This window comes from Arthrobacter sp. 2MCAF15, from assembly GCF_052115605.1.
Classification (GTDB): Bacteria; Actinomycetota; Actinomycetes; order Actinomycetales; family Micrococcaceae; genus Arthrobacter.
Genome location: NZ_JBFRGZ010000015.1, coordinates 47557 through 69127 on the forward strand (window position 1 = coordinate 47557; position 21571 = coordinate 69127).

16 protein-coding genes are annotated in these 21571 nt (G+C 67.6%); 9 read left to right on the plus strand and 7 right to left on the minus strand.

The features are described 5' to 3' along the window. Positions 1-135: 135 nt before the first annotated feature. Entirely contained in the window at positions 136-1305 is a 1170-nt protein-coding gene (gene dinB, locus AB4089_RS16635; RefSeq protein WP_441410376.1) for a DNA polymerase IV, read from the minus strand. A gap of 303 nt (positions 1306-1608) precedes the next feature. On the opposite strand from dinB, the gene AB4089_RS16640 reads away from it, so the two are divergent. Continuing rightward, positions 1609-2133: a hypothetical protein gene (locus tag AB4089_RS16640; protein ID WP_441410377.1), complete on the plus strand. Its 525-nt coding sequence runs from the start codon at positions 1609-1611 to the stop codon at positions 2131-2133. Continuing rightward, positions 2130-3224 carry a polyprenyl synthetase family protein gene (locus AB4089_RS16645; RefSeq protein ID WP_441410378.1) on the plus strand — a complete coding sequence of 365 codons (1095 nt, stop codon included), beginning with the start codon at positions 2130-2132 and terminating at the stop codon, positions 3222-3224. The genes AB4089_RS16640 and AB4089_RS16645 overlap by 4 nt, the downstream gene beginning before the upstream one ends. 155 nt (positions 3225-3379) lie before the next feature. On the opposite strand, the gene AB4089_RS16650 is transcribed toward AB4089_RS16645, so the two are convergent. Next, positions 3380-3733 (minus strand): Rv2175c family DNA-binding protein, encoded by a 354-nt coding sequence (locus AB4089_RS16650; protein WP_441410379.1) that lies wholly within the window; start codon positions 3731-3733, stop codon positions 3380-3382. 306 nt (positions 3734-4039) lie between these two features. Between AB4089_RS16650 and AB4089_RS16655 the strand changes: the two genes are divergently transcribed. Together AB4089_RS16655 and AB4089_RS16660 are read left to right on the plus strand one after the other, a co-directional pair. Continuing rightward, positions 4040-5428: a LysM peptidoglycan-binding domain-containing protein gene (locus tag AB4089_RS16655; RefSeq protein WP_441410380.1), complete on the plus strand. Its 1389-nt coding sequence runs from the start codon at positions 4040-4042 to the stop codon at positions 5426-5428. A gap of 102 nt (positions 5429-5530) precedes the next feature. Further along, a complete protein-coding gene (locus tag AB4089_RS16660; RefSeq protein WP_441410381.1) occupies positions 5531-7696 on the plus strand; it encodes a protein kinase domain-containing protein in 2166 nt (721 codons plus the stop codon). 157 nt (positions 7697-7853) lie between these two features. On the opposite strand, the gene AB4089_RS16665 is transcribed toward AB4089_RS16660, so the two are convergent. Together AB4089_RS16665 and AB4089_RS16670 are read right to left on the minus strand one after the other, a co-directional pair. Then, complete coding sequence (locus AB4089_RS16665) at positions 7854-9245, minus strand: class II 3-deoxy-7-phosphoheptulonate synthase (protein ID WP_441410382.1); 1392 nt, start codon at positions 9243-9245, stop codon at positions 7854-7856. An 88-nt stretch (positions 9246-9333) separates the two neighbouring features. Beyond that, positions 9334-10149 carry a lysophospholipid acyltransferase family protein gene (locus AB4089_RS16670; protein WP_441410383.1) on the minus strand — a complete coding sequence of 272 codons (816 nt, stop codon included), beginning with the start codon at positions 10147-10149 and terminating at the stop codon, positions 9334-9336. Between the two features lie 113 nt (positions 10150-10262). Between AB4089_RS16670 and AB4089_RS16675 the strand changes: the two genes are divergently transcribed. The 3 genes from AB4089_RS16675 to AB4089_RS16685 are packed head-to-tail and all read left to right on the plus strand — an operon-like array spanning position 10263 to position 12653. Continuing rightward, positions 10263-11078, plus strand: coding sequence for an alpha/beta hydrolase (locus AB4089_RS16675; protein WP_441410384.1), 816 nt, complete (start codon positions 10263-10265; stop codon positions 11076-11078). Beyond that, positions 11075-11878, plus strand: a complete 804-nt coding sequence (locus tag AB4089_RS16680) for an alpha/beta hydrolase (RefSeq protein WP_441410385.1) — start codon at positions 11075-11077, stop codon at positions 11876-11878. The genes AB4089_RS16675 and AB4089_RS16680 overlap by 4 nt, the downstream gene beginning before the upstream one ends. Then, complete coding sequence (locus AB4089_RS16685) at positions 11871-12653, plus strand: hypothetical protein (RefSeq protein ID WP_441410386.1); 783 nt, start codon at positions 11871-11873, stop codon at positions 12651-12653. The genes AB4089_RS16680 and AB4089_RS16685 overlap by 8 nt, the downstream gene beginning before the upstream one ends. A 65-nt stretch (positions 12654-12718) precedes the next feature. Here AB4089_RS16685 and AB4089_RS16690 read toward each other — a convergent pair whose 3' ends face one another. After that, on the minus strand, positions 12719-13807 hold the full coding sequence (locus AB4089_RS16690; RefSeq protein ID WP_441410387.1) for an ROK family glucokinase: 1089 nt from the start codon (positions 13805-13807) through the stop codon (positions 12719-12721). Positions 13808-14057: 250 nt separating this feature from the next. Between AB4089_RS16690 and AB4089_RS16695 the strand changes: the two genes are divergently transcribed. Continuing rightward, entirely contained in the window at positions 14058-15878 is a 1821-nt protein-coding gene (locus AB4089_RS16695) for an AMP-dependent synthetase/ligase (RefSeq protein WP_441410388.1), read from the plus strand. 119 nt (positions 15879-15997) lie between these two features. Here AB4089_RS16695 and AB4089_RS16700 read toward each other — a convergent pair whose 3' ends face one another. Continuing rightward, entirely contained in the window at positions 15998-19393 is a 3396-nt protein-coding gene (locus AB4089_RS16700; protein ID WP_441410389.1) for a pyruvate carboxylase, read from the minus strand. Between the two features lie 318 nt (positions 19394-19711). On the opposite strand from AB4089_RS16700, the gene AB4089_RS16705 reads away from it, so the two are divergent. Continuing rightward, positions 19712-20572: a ParA family protein gene (locus tag AB4089_RS16705; RefSeq protein ID WP_441410390.1), complete on the plus strand. Its 861-nt coding sequence runs from the start codon at positions 19712-19714 to the stop codon at positions 20570-20572. A 129-nt stretch (positions 20573-20701) separates the two neighbouring features. Here the strand turns inward: AB4089_RS16705 and AB4089_RS16710 are convergent, their stop codons facing one another. Then, positions 20702-21298, minus strand: coding sequence for a MerR family transcriptional regulator (locus tag AB4089_RS16710; RefSeq protein WP_441410391.1), 597 nt, complete (start codon positions 21296-21298; stop codon positions 20702-20704). Between the last annotated feature and the right edge of the window lie 273 nt (positions 21299-21571).

Sequence of the window (21571 nt, forward strand, 5' to 3'; positions counted from 1 at the left end):
TGGGCCGTCCGCACGACCCAGCTGTCCTAAACCTAGGTATTAATAAGGATAGATTGTCGCGGCCTGTTCTGAAAGACAGTCTTAAGGCCCTGTCGCGTGCGCGGATGACCGCGGCGTGACGGACGCACCAAATCCTTATCCGGGCTCGTCCGTGGGCGACCCCGGATCCAGGAGCCGGGCCGGGAGAACCGACTTATTGCCGAATTTCCGGGTGACCGCGTCGAGGGCCTGTTCGGCGGCGCGCCAGTTGTCGTCGCGGCGGTCCAGACTGAGCTGAAGAGGGGCGTCGGCAGCCTCTTCGAGCTGTTCGGCCCGGATGCCCACGAGCCGGACCGTCATGGGCCGGTCGCCCACCGATTCCAGGAGCTGGACGGCCACCGCGTAGAGGAGCTGGGCGCTGTCGATCGGTGTGCTCACGGTGCGGCTGCGGGTGATGGTGGAAAAATCGGCGTAGCGCAGCTTGAGCGCCACGGTGCGGGCATGCAGGCCGGCGCTGCGGAGGCGTTCCGCCGTCCGGTGTGAAAGGCGAAGCAGTTCACGGTGCAGCAGGGTGTCATCCGCGGTGTCAGTGGCGAATGTCTCCTCGGCTCCAATGCTCTTTTCCAGCCGGGCCGGCGTCACCGGGCGCGGATCGATGCCCCACGAGAGCCGGTATACGTGCTCTCCCGAGGCACCCAGCAGTTTCCGCAGCGAGGGCAGCGGCGAGGCGGCGACGTCCGCCACCGTCCGGATGCCCCGCCGGGCGAGCACTTCCACGGTCTTGCCGCCCACTCCCCACAGCGCACTGACGGGGAGGCTGTGCAGGTACGGAACAGTTTCCTCTGGCGTGATCAGCAGCAGCCCGTCCGGCTTGCACCGGGTGGAGGCGATCTTGGCCACAAACTTGCTGGCGGCAATGCCCACCGACGCCGTGATTCCCAATTCCCGGACGACGCGGGCCCGGATGAGTTCGCCGATCTCACGGGGCGGACCGAGCCGGCGGATGGCTCCCCCGACGTCCAGGAACGCCTCGTCCACGCTGAGCGGCTCGACGAGATCGGTGATGGAACCAAAGATTTCCATGATCTGGCCGGACACTTCGTAGTAGAGCTTGTGCCGGGGCTCGATGATGACCGCCTGTGGGCACATGCGTGCCGCAACCACCATGGGCATGGCCGATCTGACGCCAAAGGCCCGGGCCTCGTAGGAGGCGGAGAGCACTACAGAGCGGTCCGCGGGATAGCCCACAATCACCGGCCTGCCCTTCAGCTCGGGACGGCTGCGCAACTCCACCGAGACAAAGAAGGCGTCCATGTCAACGTGCATGATGCTGCTGCGCCGGAGTTCGAGCAGGGATTCCCCGCTGAGGCGCGCAGCCGGCTGGACAGCTTGCTGATCTTTGAGCTGGATCCGTGGCTTCGAATTCGACGCTGCCGACACTGGCTTCGACACCGGATTCGACTGCGGATTCGGCACCGGATTCGACGACGGATAGTGGCGCACATTCCCCTGCGCTCCCTGCTGATTGTCTGCGTCCGGCCCCACGTCTTCAATCCTATGCCCGGGGACTGACTAAACTGGAGGCTGATTCCGCGTCAACACCGTGTCAACACCAGGAGGAAAATCCCTGTGAAGGTATTTGGACAGCGCAAACGTGCCGCAGCGGCCCTCGCGGCGGCGGGCACGTTATTGGCCTTGGCGGCATGCACGCCAGCCGGCAGCGGGAGCCCGGCGACGTCGGCGTCGGGCTCCTCCGCATCTCCGCAGTCCTCCACCACGGCTCCTCCCAGCCCCTCCGCGGAGCCCGGCACCTCGGCCACGGTCGGCGCCCTGGTTCCCGGCTTCCCGCAGGCGCTCCTGCCGCTCATGCCCGGAGCCAAGGTGGTGTCCAGCAGCTTTGACAAGACCACTGTGCCGGCAACCGTGGCACTGGTCGGCAGCATCACGGCCCCTGCCGCCGACGTCCTGGCCTTCTATACCAAGGGGCTGGAGGCACAGGGATTCAAGGCGGTGCCCGGTGAATCCGTAGGCGCGGTGCCCTCCAAGGACTTCCTTCGCGGGGACAACGAGACCGTGAACATCTCCGTCATGGAGAAATCGGGTGTGTCCACCTTCACCATTGGCGCGAACGTGGCTGCCGAGTCCGTCAAGTGAGTCTCGCTGAACAGCTGCGGCTCGAGCAGGCGGAGTTCGTGGCCGCCGTCGCCGGCAAGCTCACGGATTTCCTGACCAGCCGCCAGGCCGTCATGTCCTCGATCTCCCAGGACATTGATCCGCTCATGGGCTCGATCTCAAACCTGGTCACGGGCGGAAAGCGCCTGCGGGCACTCATGTGCTATTGGGGCTGGCGTGGCGCCGGCGGCGAGGCCGGCGCGGCTGAGGTGGTCACGGCAGGCTCGGCCCTGGAGCTGTTCCAGGCCGCGGCCCTGATCCACGATGACATCATTGACCGCTCGGATACCCGGCGGGGCGGCCCCAGCGTCCACCGCCGGTTCATCGAACTGCACGAGGCCCAGGGCTGGGCGCTGGACAGCGAGCGGTTCGGGCATGCGGCGGCTATCCTGACCGGCGATCTGTGCCTGTCCTTCAGCGAGGAATCCTTCACCGAGATCGGACACCGCGCCGCCTCCGGCAGCCCGGCCCGGCTCATCTTCAACCTCATGCGCGCCGAAGTGATGGCCGGGCAGTACCTGGACATCCTGGAAGAGGTCGCCGGGCCCAGGCGGGACCGTGCGGGTGCGGTCAGCCGGGCCCAGTCCATCATCCGGTTCAAGTCGGCCAAGTACTCCACCGAGCATCCACTCGCACTGGGCGGCGCCCTGGCCGGCGCCGGCGACGAACTGCTGCGCGGCTATTCCGCCTTTGCGCTGCCGCTCGGCGAGGCGTTCCAGCTGCGGGACGATGTCCTTGGCGTGTTCGGCGATCCTGTCACTACCGGCAAGCCTGCCGGTGACGATCTCCGTGAGGGCAAGCGCACCGTCCTGGTGGCCTTCGCCCTGGACCAGGCCTCGGCGGACGAATCGGAATTCATCGACGCCAAGCTGGGCAGCCCCGATCTCAGCGATGCGGACATCGAGGAGATCCGGCGGATCATCGTGGACTGCGGCGCGCTCAACGCCACGGAAGTACTGATCGAGGAGTTCGGCAAGGCGGCCTTCGCCGCCCTGGACCTCCTGCCACTGGAGGAGCTGCCCAAGACCGCGCTCCGCAGGCTGGCCGAGGCAACGGTGAGCCGCGCCGCCTAGCCCAGGGCAAAAAACCAGGACAAAAAACCAGGGACGAAACCGGCCAAACACCAGCTTAAAACGCAGCGGGCCGTGCACAGCGATATGAGCTGTACACGGCCCGCAATGGCACCCTGCAGGGATGCTGCCGGTTTATTGAAGGCGCCGGCCTGCCCCTACCAGGCCAGTGACTGCGCCCTGCGGCGGATTTCGGTCTTGCGCCCTTCCCGGAGGGCGTCAATCGGCCGGCCGCGGAGGGACTCGTCCGGGGTAAAGAGCCAACTGATCAGTTCTTCGTCCGAGTATCCGGCGTCCGAGAGGACAACGATGGTGCCCTTCAGGCTTTCCACTGCGTGCCCGTCCTGGATGAAAGCCGCAGGCACGGACCGGATGCGCCGGTCGCCGATTCTCACAGCCGCCAGCGCACGCTCGTCCAGAAGTGCATGGACTTTGGTAATAGATACATTCATAAGCTGTGCGACATCGGGCAGGGGCAGCCATTCGCCCACGAGGCTTTCTACATTACTCACGGATAAAGATTGCCACGGCCGGTGCCCCGCCGCCTAGTCGGCAGCCGCGGTAATGATGGCCGCGGCCGTGCTTCACCCCGCCTGCTGGAATGCCGCCCGGGTCCAAACGGGACTCCGCGGGCCGTCTTTTTGCCGACACTCCGCCGGAGGCTGGTTTACGGAATGTCAAAGGGTTCTTGTGCTAATTGCCAATTCATGAGAGATTCACATAGATCACATTTGTAACAGAAATAACTTTTGTCACACTGGTAACACCAGTTCTACCGGCCTGACCGCAGCGTTGCCGCTGAGAAGAGGATCTTTCCAATGACAACCTCACGTTCGCCACAGCTCCGTCCGGGGCGCAGCCTGCCGCTGATCGCGGCGACGACGGCGGCGCTTCCCGCCGTCGTGCTTTCCTCCCTGGCGATCGCCCAGCCTGCCGCGGCCGAATCGCGCATTCGTACGGTGCCGGCCACCCTCGCGGCCGCCATGCGTGCCCAGGCGAAGGCAGACACGGCAACGGCCCTGAAGGCGGCGGTGATCCCCGCGGCCTCCGTCCCGGCAACACTGCCAAGCGCCATGCGGCCCGCTCAGTCTGCCGTTCCCGCCGTGTACACGATTGCCCGCGGCGACACCATCAGTGCTGTCGCCGGCCGCTACGGCCTGGACACCTTTGCCGTGCTGAAGCTGAACAATCTGCAGGCGAACACCATCATCTACCCGGGGCAGAACATCAGGCTCACGGGTTCGGCACCGGCGCCGGCAGTCACTCCGGCCGCCCCGGCCACGTCCGCCCCCGTTACGGCCGCCTCCGGTGGCGGCACGGTCTACGTCGTGAAGCCGGGCGACACGCTGAGCGGCATCGCCGCCCGCCACGGCGTCGGGCTGTCCGAGGTCTTCAAGTGGAACGGGCTTGGCATGGGTTCGGTGATCTATCCCGGCCAGAAGGTCAAGGTCGGCGGCGGTTCCAGCGCCCCGGCGCCCTCCGCTCCGGTTGCGACAGCACCGGCGACGTCGGCGCCCAAGCCGGCAAGCTCTGCCTCGTACACGATCAAGGCGGGCGACACCCTCTCCGGCATCGCGGCCCGCAACAACGTCAGGCTCTCGGATGTGCTCTCGGCCAACCGGCTGACGATGTCGAGCATCATCTACCCGGGCCAGAAGCTTGCCATTCCCGGCGCGTCGACGATCGCACCGGCGTCGAGCACCCCGACTGCAACCGCACCCCTGGTGCCCAGCACGTTCCTCGGGTTCAGCTACCCGGCCGCGGTGGTCAGCTCGGCCAACCAGAACAAGGCGCTGCTCAACGCCTCTCCGGTCCCCAGCCGCCAACAGATGAAGTCGATCGTGGCGGACACGGCGCGCCGCATGGGCGTGGACGCCAGCCTCGCGCTGGCATTTGCCTTCCAGGAGTCCGGCTTCGACCAGCGCGCGGTGTCGCCGGCCAATGCGATCGGCACCATGCAGGTCATCCCGTCCTCCGGCGAGTGGGCCTCGGACCTCGTTGGCCGCAAGCTGAATCTGCTGGACCCGTACGACAACGCCACGGCAGGCATCGCGATCATCCGCCAACTGGTCCGCACCAGCCCCGACCTGGATTCGGCGATCGCCGGCTACTACCAGGGCCAGTACTCGGTCAGCCAGAATGGCATGTTTGAGGACACCAAGGGCTATGTCGCTGCCATCAATGCCAACCGGACGCTGTTCCGCTAAATTGCATAGCCACCCCACGCTCCAGCAGGTCGGAGCGTGACGCTTCGGGCCCGGATCGCATGGTGATCCGGGCCCGTTCCGTTCAGCGACTACGATTGTAAGGTGCAAGAATACGTGTCGGACGCTCTCGTCGGGAACCTGGTGGACAACCGCTACCGGGTTCAATCCAGGCTCGCCCGCGGTGGGATGTCCACCGTGTACCTTGCCACGGACCAGCGCCTTGAGCGCGATGTCGCGCTGAAGGTGCTCCATCCCCACCTGGCCGACGACCCGCAGTTCCTCGACCGGCTGGGGCGCGAGGCCAAAGCTGCCGCCCGCCTCTCCCACCCCCATGTGGTGGGTGTCCTGGACCAGGGCGAGGACGGCCGGCTCGCCTATCTGGTCATGGAATTCATCAAGGGCCACACGCTCCGGGACGTCCTCAATGACAAGGGTGCCCTGTCGCCGCGGCTGGCCCTGGCGCTGATCGATCCGGTGGTCGAAGGACTGGGCGCCGCACACGCCGCCGGCATGATCCACCGCGACATCAAACCGGAGAACGTCCTGATCGCCGACGACGGGCGGATCAAGCTCGGCGACTTCGGCCTGGCCCGCGCCATCTCGACGTCCACAAGCACCGGAGCCTTGATCGGGACTGTCGCCTACCTCTCCCCCGAACTGGTCCTGGGCAAGCAGGCGGACGCCCGTAGCGACATCTATTCGGTGGGCATCATGCTCTACGAAATGATCACCGGCCGGCAGCCGTTCGACGGCGAGGTGCCCATCCAGGTGGCCTACCAGCACGTCAATGGCACCGTGGAGGCTCCCTCCGTTGCCGTACCCGGGCTGGCCGCGGAGATCGACGAACTTGTCCAGTGGTGCACTGACAGGGACCCGGACAAGCGCCCCGTGGACGGAAGCGCCCTGCTATCCGAGCTTCGGCACATCAGGACCAACCTCAGCGACGCCGAACTCGACCTCCAGCCTCCGGCAGCTGTCCGCAGCCCGCTGCCCGCGGTGGCGGCAGCCCCGCCGGACCGTACGCCCGGCGTTGCCGTCCCGGCGTCGGACGCGCAGGACACTGCCCAGGACACTGCCTATGTGCAGCCGCCCACGGAAATGCCCACCGAGATGTACGGCAGCTTCGCCCAGCCCACGGAGATGATCTCCCGCGCCGGCGGCAACCCGACCACCGTGATGTCCAATGCCCCGCGGCGGCCGGCGTACGGGCCCTTGTCCACCCCGGACGAGGCGGCCTACGACGGCGCCGCCGGGTATGAGGATCCGGCGGAAGTCGCAGTTCCGCCCAGCAAGCGCACCCAGCGCAAGCTGGACCGCGACGAGGAGAAGGCCCGCCAGCGCGCTGCGGCCACGCCCACCAAGACCCTGCACGAGGGGAACCCGCGGCGCCGCGGACTGCTGTGGATTGTCCTGCTGGTCGTCGCGGCGCTGCTCGCCGCCGTCGCCGGCTGGTTCTTTGGCATGGGTCCGGGCTCGCCCGGCACGATTCCCCCGGTAGCCAACAAGACCGTTGCCGAGGCCCAGGATTTGCTCCGCACCGCCGGATTCCAATCCACCGTCAAGGATGTCTACGACGACGACGTCTCGCCGGGCCTGGTGGTCGGCTCGGAACCGAACGCCGGCGAAGTCATCCGCAAGTTCCAGCCGGTGTCCCTTGCCGTATCCAAGGGGCCAGAGCTGTTCCCGCTCCCGGAGCTCACCGGCAAGACCCTGGACGAGGCCAAGACAGCCCTCAACGGCGCCCAGATGGCGCTGGGACCGGTTACCGAGACGTTCGATGAATCGGCACCTGCCGGCACCGTCCTGGCCCAGGCGCCGCGCAGCGGCAACCCGGTCAAGCACGGGACGCCCGTGGGCCTCACGGTCTCCAAGGGCCCGCAGCCCATTCCGGTTCCGGACGTCCGGGGCCAGGAGCAGGGTGCCGCCGTCAAGGCCCTCGAGGCTGCCGGGCTGAAGGCCGTGGTGGCCCCCGAGCCCGTCAACGACAAGAACGTGCCCAAGGGAGCCGTGCTGGCACAGGACCCGGCCTCCGGCAACCTGACCAAGGGCGGTGCAGTCACGCTGACCATCTCGAAGGGCCCCAAGCTCGTCGAGGTACCCAGTTTCATCGGGAAACAGGCCAAGGAAGCCAAGCAAGCCCTCGAACAGCTCGGCTTCGAGGTCAAGATCGATGAGATTCTGGGCGGATTCTTCGGAACAGTCCGCGCCCAGGATCCGGTCAACACGAGCGTGCCGGAAGGCTCACTGATCACGCTGACTGTCGTCTGACCGGAGGCGCCAGCCGTCGACAGCCTGCCCCGAGCAGGCCAACCCGATCTGGCCAACCCGACCGCACAGGCCCACCACACAAGTCCACCACACAGAAAAGCTCCGCCCGGCTGGATCCAGCCGGGCGGAGCTTTTTACGTTGCCGGGGTGCTGTTCCCTAGCGCTTGGCGAGGGCGCCGGCCACAAGGAACGCCATTTCGAGCGACTGCATGTGGTTCAGGCGTGGATCGCAGACCGACTCGTAGCGGTCCAGGAAGGCTTCCTGGTCGATCGGGTCTGCCCCGCCGAGGCACTCGGCGACGTCGTCGCCCGTCATCTCCACGTGCAGGCCGCCGGGAACGGTCCCCAGCGCGTGGTGGACTTCGAAGAATCCGCGGACCTCGTCGATGACGTCGTCGAAGTTGCGGGTCTTGTAGCCGTTGGGCGAGGTGACCGTGTTGCCGTGCATGGGGTCGGTGACCCACAGGACCTGTGCCCCGGAGGCGGTGACGCGCTCGACGATCGCGGGCAGCTTCTCGCGGATGTTGCTGGCGCCCATGCGGGTGATGAAGGTGAGCCGGCCCGGTTCCCGCTCCGGATCCAGCTTGTCGATCAGGCGCAGGGCGTCGTCGCCGCTGGTCGAGGGGCCGAGCTTCACGCCGATCGGGTTGCGGACGCGGGAAAGGAAATCAACGTGTGCGTGGTCCAGTTCGCGGGTGCGCTCCCCGATCCACAGGAAGTGCGCCGAGGTGTCGTAGGGCAGCCCGGTGCGCGAGTCGATGCGGGTCAGCGCGCGCTCGTAGTCGAGCAGCAGGGCTTCGTGGCTCGCGTAGAACTCGACGCGCTTGAGTGCCTCGAAGTCGGCGCCGCAGGAGGACATGAACTTGATGGCGCGGTCGATGTCCCGGGCCAGGGACTCGTAGCGGGCGTGGGCCGGGTTCTCGGTGAAGCCCTTGTTCCACTGGTGTACGAGGCGCAGGTCAGCGAAGCCGCCCTGCGTGAAGGCGCGGATCAGGTTCAGGGTCGAGGCGGAGGTGTGGTACGCCTTCAGCATCCGGCCGGCGTCGTGGGCGCGGGATTCGGGGGTGAAGTCGTAGCCGTTGACGATGTCGCCGCGGTAGGCCGGCAGGGTGACGCCGTCGCGCGTTTCATCGTTGGAGGACCGTGGCTTGGCGAACTGGCCGGCCATGCGGCCCATCTTGATGACGGGCATGGCCGCACCGTAGGTGAGGACGACGGCCATCTGCAGGATGGTTCGGACGCGGGCGCTGATCTTGTCCGCCGTCGCGGCCTCGAAGGTCTCGGCGCAGTCGCCGCCCTGGAGCAGGAACGCCTTGCCCTGCGCGGCGGCGGCCAGCCGTTCGCGCAGGATGTCCACTTCGCCGGCGAACACGAGGGGCGGGAGGACGGAAAGTTCCTTGACGGAGGCCTCGAACACTGCCGGGTCCGTCCATGTGGGCTGCTGCGAGGCCTGGAGTTCCCGCCAGTTGTCCAGTCCGGGATAGTTGGCGGCTCCGCTCTGGGCGGTGCTGGTCAGCGGGGAAACTGGTTTCTCAGATAGCTCGGTCACCTTCTAAGGATAGTTGCCCCGCGGAAGTTCAGCGGCCCGGCCTGTCATTGACAGCTCCGTTGCCGTCATATGGAAGCTGTGGCGCCCCTCACGCGGTCCCGGGAACCTCCGGGCTGTCCTCGCCGGGCCTTGTGTCGGGCCTTGTGTCGGGCGTTGTGTCGGGAGCTGATTCCTGCGCAGCATCGGGGCCAGCGGGGGCCGTGTCCGGGGCGGCGTCCTGCGCCTTGCCGGCCATGCGGAGCTTCACGACGGCGGCGTACTCGTCCACGTATTCCTGGCTGGAGAGCCGCATCAGTTCATACATGATCTCGTCCGTCACCGAACGCTGGACCATCCGGTCATCCTCCATCCCGTAGTAGCGGCTGAAGTCGAGTGGTTCGCCGAAGATCATGCCGATGCGGCGGATGTTGGGCACTCGCTTGCCGATCGGCTGGACTTTGTCCGTTCCGATCATTGCCACCGGGATGACCGGTACCCGGGCCTGCAGCGCAAGGCGGGCAACGCCCACCTTGCCGCGGTAGAGGCGCGCGTCGGGGCTGCGTGTCCCCTCGGGATAGATGCCCATGAGCGAGCCGTTCTTAAGCACCTCCATGCCGGCGTTCAGGGACTGCGCGGACGCGGCTCCCCCGGACCTGTCCATGGGGAGCTGGTTGGTGAGCCGGAAGAAGGCAGCGGTCAGCCTGCCCTTGATCCCCGTGCCGGTGAAATATTCGGATTTCGCCAGGAAGACCACCGGCCGCGGCACCATGACCGGCATGAAGATGGAATCCGAAAAGGAGAGGTGGTTCGAGGCCAGGATCGCGGCACCCTGGGCCGGGACGTTGTCCAGGCCCTTGACCCAGGGCCGGAACAGCAGCTTCAGCACTGGTCCCAGGACAAACGTCTTCATGAACCAATAAAACACTCGGTGACCTCTCCGGAAGGCGTCTGGCCGGCCGCCCAAATCGGGCCCGGCCAGGACTTCAATGGACACCTTACTCTAGTGAGTTTTGCCGCCAAGGGTGACACGATGGGCTCATGACTGAAAGCAGCACTCCCCCGGCGCCCGCCGCTTTCAGCTACCCCGGCCACGGCCCCAACGCCCGGGCCGGCGTGGCCATCTGCCACGGCTTCACGGGCAGCCCGCTCAGCATCCTGCCCTGGGCGCAGCATCTTGCCGACCAGGGTTTCGCGGTATCTGTGCCGCTCCTGCCCGGGCACGGCACCCACTGGCGCGACCTCGCACGGCGGGGATGGCAGGACTGGTACACGAGCTTTGAGACGGCGTACCTGGACCTGTCCGCCCGAACCAGCACCTGCTACGTCGCCGGGCTGTCCATGGGCGGCACCATCGCCCTGCGTACGGCCGCCCGCCACAGCGTGGCCGGCGTGGCCGCAGTCAATCCCGGCTTGAGCTTCTATGACCGCAGGGTCAGGGTGGTGGGACTGCTCAAGTACTTCCAGCGCACGACGACGCCGCTCCAGGAGGCGAATCCGACGGCGGCCATTACGGACGACGGCGACTACTCCCTGACGCCGCTGGCCGCCGTCCACCAGCTGCGCCGACTGTTCTCCCCGACCCTGCGGGACCTGCCCGCCGTCCGGGCCCCCGCCCTGGTCTTCAAGTCCGACACCGACGCCGTGGTCCCGCCGTCGTCCCTGGCCCTGCTGCGCAGGCGGCTCGGATCCCGGGACCTGACGGTGGTTCCCCTGCCAAACAGCGGGCACGTTGCCACGCTGGATGCCGACGCGCCGCTACTCTTTGAGGAATCGGTGCGTTTCTTCCTGCAGCACGCCCATGCCACCCAGACACGATCCACCATGCCGCCCCCCGCACCCTCGGAGACCCCATGAGCATCCTCCCGGACCACTCGCCGTTCAGCAGCCCGTTCACCGGAACCGGTCCCCGGACCGGCGTCGTGGTTTCCCACGGCTTCACCGGCAGCCCGCATGGCGTGCGGGACTGGGCGTTGTCACTGGCCGCGGCCGGGTTCGCCGTCCGGATGCCCTTGCTCCCGGGCCACGGAACAAGCTGGCAAGAGCTGGCCAGGACCCGCTGGCAGGACTGGCACGAAGCCCTGGACGCGGCATACCTCGAACTTGCCGGGGAATGCGACGTCGTAGTGGTGGCCGGGCTGTCCATGGGCGGTGCGCTGGCATTGCGGATCGCGGCCACCCGGCCCGTGGCGGGAGTTGTGGTGGTCAACCCCGGCCTGGTCATCGATGATCCGCGTGCCCCGCTGGCCGGCGTCTTGAAGTTCGTCCTCAAGAGCACCCCCGCGATCGCGAATGACATCCTCAAACCGGGCATGGATGAGGGAGCGTACCCGCGGACTCCGGTGGCGGCCGCGCACGAGCTCAACAAGATGTTCAAGGACACCGTTCGGCTGCTGCCCCGCATCACCGCGCCCGTCCGGGTCTACCGTTCTGCGGTGGATCACGTGGTGTCCGAATCCAGCATGGTGGCCCTGCGCCGCGGGTTGACCAACGCCCCGCTGGAGGTGGTCCGGCTGGAAAACAGCTACCACGTGGCTACCATGGACAACGACGCGCCCGAGATCTTCCGTGGGACGGCCGACTTTGTCCGGTCCGTGGCATCCCCGGCCAGCCCGGACGCCGCCCGCGCCAGCCGGAAGGACACGGCCAATGACTAAACCGGACCCCAACGTCCCGGACCCCGAGACCCCCGACCCGGAGACACCGGAACCGGACCCCGCCGACTCCCGGCCTCCCGCACCGGATGCTTCCGGTGTTCAGCCCTCCGGCGAGTCCCCGTCCCAGGTCTCCCCTGCCAATGAGTCCCCTGCCAATGGGTCCCCGGAATCCGCCGCCGCGGACGCCCTGTCCGCGGACGCCCTGTCCGCGGATGCGCAGTCTGCCGATGCGCTCTCTGCCGATGACGACGCCGTGTGGCTGGATCTGGTCGCCCGGCTGGAAGGCGTAGGAGTCGACTCGGACGAAGCGACGGGAGGGCTGGCCGGCGGAACGGGCAGCACCGGCGCCGGCTCCAGTTCCCCGGCGGCCAGGACATTCCGCGATTTTGACCCGCTGGGTCTGGCAGGTGCCGCGCCGATCGAGCTCTCGGCCAAGGAGCGGCAGTCTCCTGCTCCGGGGAAGCCCGCGGCTGCCAGCAGCAGCGACGTTCCTGACACTGCCGCCGGTCCCCGCGACTATGAGCCCGACGACGACGACGGCGCGTTCGTCCCGGAGGAGCCGCCCAGCCTGGCCGGGGCGGACCCCATGACCGTCCTGGCGTGGCTTGGCGCGGTGGGCGGCCCGATTGCGCTGGTGCTTGCGGCGATGTTCTGGCGCTCGGCACCGCTGCTGGCGATCCTTGGCATCGTGGCCGTGTTCGCGGCGTCGGTGGTATTCCTGATCATGAAGCTCCCGGACGAGAAGGACGAGCACGACGACGGCGCGCGGGTGTAGTCCCCGCGGTCACCGGGTCCACGCGTTTCCGGCTGCCATAGCCGCGTCCCTGCCTCGGGTGTGACCTACGTATGCATGCGGCTGCTGACCCGGGAGAGGTCGGCCGCGCCGATCAGCCCGGCGTTCGGTCCGAGGGCTGCAAGGTCGATTTCGGCCGCGGGCCGGAAGCCACGGCCGGTGAGGTTCCGGGCGAAGGCCTTCCGGGCGGGTGCGACGAGCAGCTCGCCGGCATCACAGAGTCCGCCGCCGATCACGAACTTCCCCGGGTCCAGGGCCGCCGCGAGGTTGGCCAGGCCAAGGCCCAGCCATTCCCCCACGTCCTCGAGGAGTTCGCGGGATGTCGGGTCCCCGGCCTTGGCCAGTTCGGTCACGATCACACCCGTGATGCGTCCGACGTCGCCGTCGACAGCCTTGAGCAGTTCCTGGGCCACCGGGGAATTCGCGGCGGCCAGTTCCCTGGCCTCACGGCCGAGGGCATTGCCTGAGGCGTACTGTTCCCAGCAGCCCCGGTTGCCGCACTCGCAGCGGTGGCCGCCCGGCATGATGATCTGGTGGCCGAATTCCCCGGCCACCCCGAAGCGGCCGCGTTCCACCCGTCCGTCCATCACCATGGCGCCGCCGATCCCGGTGCCCAGGGTGATGCAGACCAGCCGGTCCTGTCCCTGCCCGGCGCCGAAGCGCCATTCCGCCCAGGCGGCGGCGTCGGCGTCGTTGGTCAGTAGGACGGGGCGGCGCAGCAGCCGCTGCAGGTTATCGCGCAAGGGTTCATTGCGCCAGGCCAGGTGCGGGCTGAAGAGGACCGTCGCGCCATCCAGGTCCATCCAGCCCGCGGCGCCGATGCCAACCGACCAGATCCGGTGCCCTGCGCCCAGTTCTTTGACCAGTTCGACAATGACCTGCTCCACGGCGCGTGGGTCGTTGCCCGGGGTGGAGCGTTTCGCCTGGCTGAGGATCCGGCCGTCGGCATCGACCACGCCGGCGGCGACTTTGGTTCCCCCGATGTCGACGCCGATCGCCAGGCCCTTGCGGCCCAGCCGCAGCGGTGAACGAAGGTCGTGCCCGGCTGCGGCAGCCGCTCCGGCCAGGGTCCGGCTCCGCCAAGCGGCGGTCCGGCGGCGCAGGCCGGGCTGCCGGCCGGGTGTTGGTGTCTGCATGGTGCCCCATTCTATTCGCCCGGGTCCACACAACCGCGCAGGCGAAGCAGCATGACGTCGGTGCGCTACGCCACTGCGTGAGGCAACAACGCGGCCCTGCCGCCGGCGTTCCCGGCACTCCGGACTGGCGGAACGGCGGGCCTGACCGTAAAGTTACTGGCCAGTAGGTGTCGCAGAACACACCATCGCGGGACCGCATACTAGGCTTAGCGGTACCCGTTGCGGGCCTATGGATACCAAAGGAGCTGTCGTGCGAGAAATGATTGTCCCGCCCCTGGTGAATGTCGATCCGGACACCAACGTCACCGATCTCGTGGTACGCCAGGCGGCCAAGGCCTCCAACCCGGCCCTGTTCTCACGGCTCGATGCAGCAGGCCAGTGGCAGGACGTCCGTGCCACGGATTTCCTGGCCGACGTCACGGCCCTCGCCAAGGGCCTGATGGCCAGCGGCGTGGGCGCCGGCGACCGCGTCGGCATCATGTCCCGCACCCGGTATGAATGGGCCCTGATCGACTTCGCCATCTGGTTCGCCGGCGCCGTCTCAGTCCCGATCTACGAAACGTCCTCCCCCTCGCAGGTGGCTTGGAACCTCGGCGACTCCGGCGCCGTGGCCGCATTCGGCGAATCCGCGCACCACGAGGACATCATCCGGCAGGCAGCCACCTCCGAAGGGCTCACCGCCCTGCAGCATGTCTGGCAGCTTGAGGGCGACAGCCTCGACGAGGTCCGTGCGGCGGGAGCCGGCATCAGCGACGCCGACCTCGAGGCGCGGCGCAGCCAGGCATCCCTGAGCGACATCGCCACGATCATCTACACCTCCGGAACCACCGGCCGGCCGAAGGGCTGCGAGCTGACCCACGGCAACTTTGTGGAACTCTCCGAGAACGCCCTGGCCACATCGCTGGGCACGATTGTGCACGAGCAGGCCAGGACCATCATGTTCCTGCCATTGGCGCACGTCTTTGCGCGCTTCATCTCCGTGCTGGCCGTGGCCGCCGGCGTCACGGTGGCGCACACACCGGATATCAAGAACCTGCTGCCGGATCTGCAGAGCTACAAACCGACCTTCATCCTCGCCGTCCCGCGCGTCTTCGAAAAGGTCTACAACTCCGCCCTGACCAAGGCCGAGGACGGCGGCAAGGGCGCCATCTTCCACCGCGCCGCGGACACCGCCATCGAATTCTCCCGGGCGCGGCAGGCCGGCAAGGTGGGCCTCGTGCTGAAGCTCAAGCACGCCTTGTTCGACAAGCTCGTGTACGGCAAGCTCCGGGCCGCCATGGGCGGGCACGTCTCCCACGCCGTTTCCGGCGGCGGCCCGCTCGGTGAACGGCTGGGCCACTTCTTCCAGGGCATCGGCATGCAGATCCTGGAAGGCTACGGGCTGACCGAAACCACGGCGCCGGTCACCGTGAACACCCCGGACCTGATCAGGATCGGCACCGTCGGCGCCCCGATCCCGGGCAACTCCGTCAGGATCGCGGACGACGGCGAGATCCTCGCCAAGGGCGTATGCGTCATGCGCGGCTACTACAAGCGCGATGACCTGACCGCCGCGACGTTCGACGACGGCTGGTTCCGCACGGGCGACATCGGCCAGCTGGACGAGCAGGGGTTCCTGACCATCACAGGGCGCAAGAAGGAAATCATCGTCACGGCCGGCGGCAAGAACGTGGTCCCCGCCCTGCTGGAGGACCAGATCCGGGCGGACGCGCTCGTCTCGCAGGTGCTCGTGGTGGGCGACAACCGCCCGTTCATCGGCGCCCTCGTGACGCTGGACGAAGAAGCCCTTCCCGGCTGGCTGGGGCGCCACGGGCTCCCGGCCTCGACCTCGCTTGCCGAAGCTGCCGAGAACCCCGCGGTCAAGGCCGCCGTCCAGGAACTCATCAACCACGCCAACCAGTCGGTGTCCCAGGCCGAGGCGATCAAGTCCTTCCGGATCGTGCCGGCCGACTTCACCGAGGCATCGGGCCACCTGACCCCCTCCATGAAGGTCAAGCGCGCGCAGGTGCTCAAGGACTTCGAGAACGTGATCGAGGAAATGTACAGCGCCAAGCGCACCACACTCGCCTAGGCCACTGCGCTGCGGCGCCGGAAATTGCGCGTTGAAACAGAAGGGTCCTTCCAGCTTTTGCCGGAAGGACCCTTCTGCGTTAAGCCGGCGAGGGTTGCCGTGCCCCCGCTGTTCGGCTGCTATTCAACGACCAGCAGCAGGTCCCCGCCCTGGACCTGTTCGATCGCACCGACGGCGAGGCGCGCCACGGTGCCGGCCACCGGCGTCGTGATGGATGCCTCCATCTTCATGGCCTCGATCGTGGCAACGGTGTCGCCGGCCTTCACAGTGTCCCCTGCCTTGACGGTCAGGGTGACGGCGCCGGCGAACGGCGAGGCCACCTGCCCCGGCTGGGAGGTGTCGGCGCGTTCGGCCGCCTTGACGTTGCTCACCACGGAGCGGTCGCGGACGACGACGGGCCGGGACTGTCCATTGAGCGTGCACATGACCGTGCGCATGCCCTTCTCGTCCGGCTCGGAGACGGCCTCGAGCGAGGCGATCAGGTGGACGCCCTTTTCGAGCTCGATCTCGTGCTCCGCGCCGCGCTGCAGCCCGAAGAGGTAGTCGCGCGTGTCCAGCACCGAAAGGTTGCCGTAGGACTCGACGCTCTTCAGGTAGTCCTTGGTGGGACCGGCAAAGAGCAGGCGGTTGAGCGTGCCGCGGCGGGTCTTGGAGTCGGCGTTCAGCCCGGCACTGTCCTCCGCGCTGAGTTCGACGTCGCGGACCTTGACGGTGCGGCCCTGCAGGGCCTTGGTCCTGAACGGCTCCGGCCAGCCTCCCGGCGGGTCGCCGAGCTCGCCGGAGAGGAAGCCGATCACCGAATCCGGGACGTCGTACTTCTGCGGGTTCTCGTTGAAGTCCGCGGGATCGGCGTTGAGGCCCACCAGGTGCAGGGCGAGGTCGCCCACCACCTTCGACGACGGCGTCACCTTCACCAGGCGGCCGAGGATCCGGTCCGCCGCGGTGTACATGTCCTCGATCGCCTCGAACCGCTCGCCAAGGCCCAGCGCCATTGCCTGCTGGCGCAGGTTGGAGAGCTGTCCGCCCGGAATCTCGTGCTGGTATACCCGGCCCGTGGGCCCCGGCAGTCCGGACTCGAACGGCGCGTAGACCCGGCGGACGGCCTCCCAGTACGGCTCAAGGGCACAGACGTTGGTGAGGCTGAGCCCGGTGTCACGCGGCGTGTGGGCCAGCGCGGCGACGAGGGCCGAGGCCGAGACCTGGCTGGTGGTTCCGGCCAGGGAGGCCGAGGCCACATCCACGGCGTCGACGCCGGCGTCCACGGCCGCGAGGAGCGTGGCCAGCTGGCCGCCTGCGGTGTCGTGGGTGTGCAGGTGGACGGGGAGGTCGAAGCGCTCCCGCAGCGCCGAGACGAGGCGTGCCGCGGCAGCCGGTCGCAGCAGACCGGCCATGTCCTTGATCGCGAGGATGTGTGCCCCGGCGTCGACGATCTTCTGCGCCAGCTCCAGGTAGTAGTCCAGGGTGTAGAGCGTCTCGTCCGGATCCAGCATGTCCGCGGTGTAACAGAGGGCAACCTCGGCGACGGCGGTGCCGGTCTCGCGGACGGCCCGGATGGCCGGGGCCATCTGGTTGACGTCGTTGAGGGCATCGAAGATGCGGAAGATGTCGATGCCCGTGGCGGCGGCCTCGTTGACGAACGCCACCGTGACCTCTTCCGGGTAGGGCGTGTAGCCGACGGTGTTCCGGCCGCGGAGCAGCATCTGCAGGCACAGGTTCGGCATCGCCTTGCGCAGGGCAGCAAGCCGGTCCCACGGGTCTTCGCCGAGGAAGCGCAGGGCGACGTCGTAGGTCGCCCCGCCCCAGGCCTCGACCGAGAGCAGCTGCGGGAGCAGCTTGGACTCGGCCGGACCGGCCGCCACGAGGTCGCGGGTGCGCACACGGGTGGCGAGCAGGGACTGGTGCGCGTCGCGGAAGGTGGTGTCCGTGACGGCCACGGYGTTCTGCGCCCGCAGCGCCCGGGCAAAGCCTTCCGGGCCGAGTTCCAGGAGCCGCTGGCGCGATCCCGGCTGGGCCTTGGCGTTATCGAGGGCCGGCAGCTTGTCCGCCGGGTCCGAGTGGACCTTCAGTTCGCCGTTGGGCTTGTTGACGGTCACGTCGGCGAGCCAGGTCAGGAGCTTGGTGCCGCGGTCCGCCGAGACCCGCGCCTTCAGCAGCTGCGGCCGTTCGTCGATGAAGGAGGTGGCCACGTCGCCGGCGACGAAGTCGGCGTCGTCCAGGACGGCCTGCAGGAAGGAGATGTTGGTGGACACGCCGCGGATGCGGAATTCGGCCAGCGCCCGGCGGGCCCTCGCCACAGCGGCCGGGTAGTCGCGGCCGCGGCAGGTGAGCTTGACCAGCATGGAGTCGAAGTGCGGGCTGATCTCCGCGCCCGAGTAGACGGTGCCGCCGTCGAGCCGGACACCGGCGCCGCCGGCTGACCGGTAGCCGGTGATCTTGCCGACGTCGGGCCGGAAACCGTTCGCCGGGTCCTCCGTGGTGATGCGGCACTGCAGGGCGGCGCCCTTGAGCTGGACGGTCTCCTGCGAGAGGCCCAGGTCCGCGAGCGTCTCGCCGGAGGCGATGCGCAGCTGCGCCTGGACGAGGTCGACGTCGGTGACTTCCTCGGTGACCGTGTGCTCGACCTGGATGCGCGGGTTCATTTCAATGAAGACGTGCTGGCCGGCGCGCTCACCCACCGTATCGACAAGGAATTCAACCGTGCCGGCGTTGACGTAATTCAGAGCCTTGGCGAATTTCACGGCGTCGCGGTAGAGGGCCTGCCGGATGCCCTCGTCGAGGTTCGGGGCGGGCGCGATCTCGATGACTTTCTGGTGGCGGCGCTGGATGGAACAGTCCCGCTCGAAGAGGTGCATGACGTTGCCCTCGGCGTCGGCCAGGATCTGGACCTCAATGTGGCGCGGGCGCAGGACAGCCTGCTCAAGGAACATGGTGGGGTCCCCGAACGCGGCGTCGGCTTCGCGCATGGCGGCCTGCAGCGCCTCAGGGAGCGCCTCGCGGGTGTCGACGCGGCGCATGCCGCGCCCGCCGCCGCCGGCGACCGCCTTGGCGAAAATCGGGAAGCCGATCTCATCCGCTGCAGCAATCAGTTCGTCCAGGTCTTTCGACGGCTGGCTGGACTTCAGCACAGGGACGCCGGCCTTCCGCGCGGCCTCGAGGGCTGCAACCTTGTTGCCCGCCAGTTCCAGGACCTCCGCCGGCGGGCCGACGAACGTAATGCCGGCCTCCTTTGCGGCACGCGCCAGGCGCGGGTTCTCGGAGAGGAAACCGTAGCCGGGGTAAATGGCGTCCGCCCCGGCCTCCTTGGCTACGCGCACCACCTCGTCCACGTCCAGGTATGCCCGGACCGGGTGGCCTTCCTCGCCGATCAGATACGCCTCATCGGCCTTCTGGCGGTGAATTGAGTTACGGTCCTCGTGGGGAAACACAGCGACAGTCTTGGCACCCAGCTCATAGCCCGCGCGGAAGGCGCGGATCGCGATTTCGCCGCGGTTGGCCACCAGAATCTTAGAAAACATACTTCTCCTGCATCATCGCGGGCGGTATCGGTAAGTGCTCACAGTGTCTAGGACCTGTGTGGGCAAACACAAATCATTGTGGCCACTGTCACAGCATTATCCGTCACGGACGCCGCGATGGGCAGGGCCCCGGCCTGAGAGCTTTCTCCGCCTGTTCGGTTCACGAGGTTCTGGCGCCCCGGGGTGGATGAAACGGGTTTCGCCGGAGCATCAACATATGATGAGTGGGTGGGTGGCGCATGCACGCCCCGGCTCCGAAGAACGCAGGAGCCGGCACGACCCCGTCTCGGCAACCGGCGTTAGGTATTGGTTTTTCAAGTGCAAGTAGTGAGCATCAGCAGCCTCAAAGGCGGTGTCGGCAAGACATCCGTGACCACCGGACTGGCGTCGGCGGCATTGGCCGCCGGCATCCCCACACTCGTCGTCGACCTTGACCCGCACGCTGACGCCAGCACCGCCCTGGGCGTGAGCCCGGACGATCAGCTCGATATCGGCAGGATGCTGAGGTCGCCCCGGCGGGCACATCTGGCGGACAACGTGGTTCCAAGCGGCTGGGTGGAACAGGCCAGAACCAACGGCGCCAATGGCACAGCGCATTCCGCCGCGCAGGCTTCGGTCCTGGACGTGGCCGTGGGCTCTGCCTACACGGGTATCTACGACCGGCCAGATCTGGGCCGCCGCGACCTCCGCAGGCTTTCTGCGGTCCTGGCCGGTGCGCAGAACTATGACCTGGTCCTGGTCGATTGCCCCCCGTCGCTGAACGGCCTGACCCGGATGGCGTGGTCCGCGAGCGACAAGGTGACCCTGGTGGCCGAGCCCGGGCTCTTCTCGGTGGCCGGCACGGAGCGCACCATGCGCGCCATCCAGCTGTTCCGCCAGGAGTTCGCCCCCAAGCTCTCCCCCGCCGGGATCGTGGCCAACCGGGTGCGCAGCGGCTCGGCCGAGCACACTTTCCGGCTCTCGGAGATGGAGTCCATGTTCGGCGACCTGCTCCTGAGTCCGCACATCCCGGAGCAGGCCAACTGGCAGCAGATCCAGGGCGCCGCCCACTCCATCCACCACTGGCCCGGGGATTCGGCCAAGAATGCCGCCGCGCTTTTCGACGCCCTCCTGCAGAACCTGCTGCACCCCAACGGCCTGGCCCCTGCCGGCACGGTCCGCAACCGCAGCCTGCGCTAACTGGAACGGTTGGAACTGCCAACCCGGTTCCAGCTCAACGAATGAGGCCGCCTTCCCTGTTGGGGAGGCGGCCTCAGTCTGTTCTGCAAACTACGTCAGTAAGTGCGTCTGTATCTGTAGCGGTGGGCGCTAGCCGATCTTGCGTGCTGCGCGGCGCTTGCTCAACTCGTCGTCGGGAAAGGACTGCTCCGCGGCGTGTTCGCTGGGAAGAGCGGCGAGGCTTCCTTCCACCTCGCGCCAAACACGGCCTACGGCGATGCCGAACACCCCCTGGCCGCCCTGGACGAGATCGATTACTTCATCGGCCGACGTGCATTCGTAGACGCTCGCGCCGTCGCTCATGAGCGTGATCTGGGCGAGGTCCTCGACGCCGCGCTCCCGCAGATGCTCCACGGCGGTGCGGATCTGCTGCAGGGAGACCCCGGTGTCCAGGAGCCGCTTCACGACCTTGAGGACCAGGATGTCCCGGAAGCCGTAGAGCCGCTGCGAACCGGAGCCGGCCGCGCCACGGACGGCGGGCTCGACAAGTCCGGTGCGTGCCCAGTAGTCGAGCTGGCGGTAGGTGATGCCGGCCGCCTTGCAGGCGGTGGGGCCACGGTAGCCCGCGTCTTCGTCCAGAACGGGAAGATCCTCGGTGAACAGCAGGCCTTGGGCACCGCTGGCGGGCACAGCAATGCCGGCCGTTGCGGCCTGCTTCAGCTCGCCTGCTTCGCCTTTCGGACTCACGTGGACCCTCCTTGTCGTGAGTTCCCCTGAGTAAGTTGCATCGGCAGCAATGTTCGTGAACAGCTGCATGACACAAGGTGACGATTCCACCCGTGTAATTCAGCCGGGGCTGCACTTTCCAGTGTGACTTGCGCGGCTACCGTATGCAATGGGAACTTGTACCTCCGACGTTAGGCCTGCCGGGGCCCAAGGTCAAAGACGTTGGGGCTATTCGGCGGGCGTGTCGAAACTTTCATCCTCGGCTTTAACCTTTGGCGCCGCCACAGCCGCCCC

Excerpts from the sequence above, each read along its gene's own strand:
- AB4089_RS16675 (WP_441410384.1), top strand. The coding sequence starts at position 10,263 with ATGACTGAAAGCAGCACTCCCCCGGCGCCCGCCGCTTTCAGCTACCCC.
- dinB (WP_441410376.1), bottom strand. The coding sequence starts at position 1,305 with ATGCACGTTGACATGGACGCCTTCTTTGTCTCGGTGGAGTTGCGCAGC.
- AB4089_RS16685 (WP_441410386.1), top strand. The coding sequence starts at position 11,871 with ATGACTAAACCGGACCCCAACGTCCCGGACCCCGAGACCCCCGACCCG.
- AB4089_RS16680 (WP_441410385.1), top strand. The coding sequence starts at position 11,075 with ATGAGCATCCTCCCGGACCACTCGCCGTTCAGCAGCCCGTTCACCGGA.
- AB4089_RS16690 (WP_441410387.1), bottom strand. The coding sequence starts at position 13,807 with ATGCAGACACCAACACCCGGCCGGCAGCCCGGCCTGCGCCGCCGGACC.
- AB4089_RS16655 (WP_441410380.1), top strand. The coding sequence starts at position 4,040 with ATGACAACCTCACGTTCGCCACAGCTCCGTCCGGGGCGCAGCCTGCCG.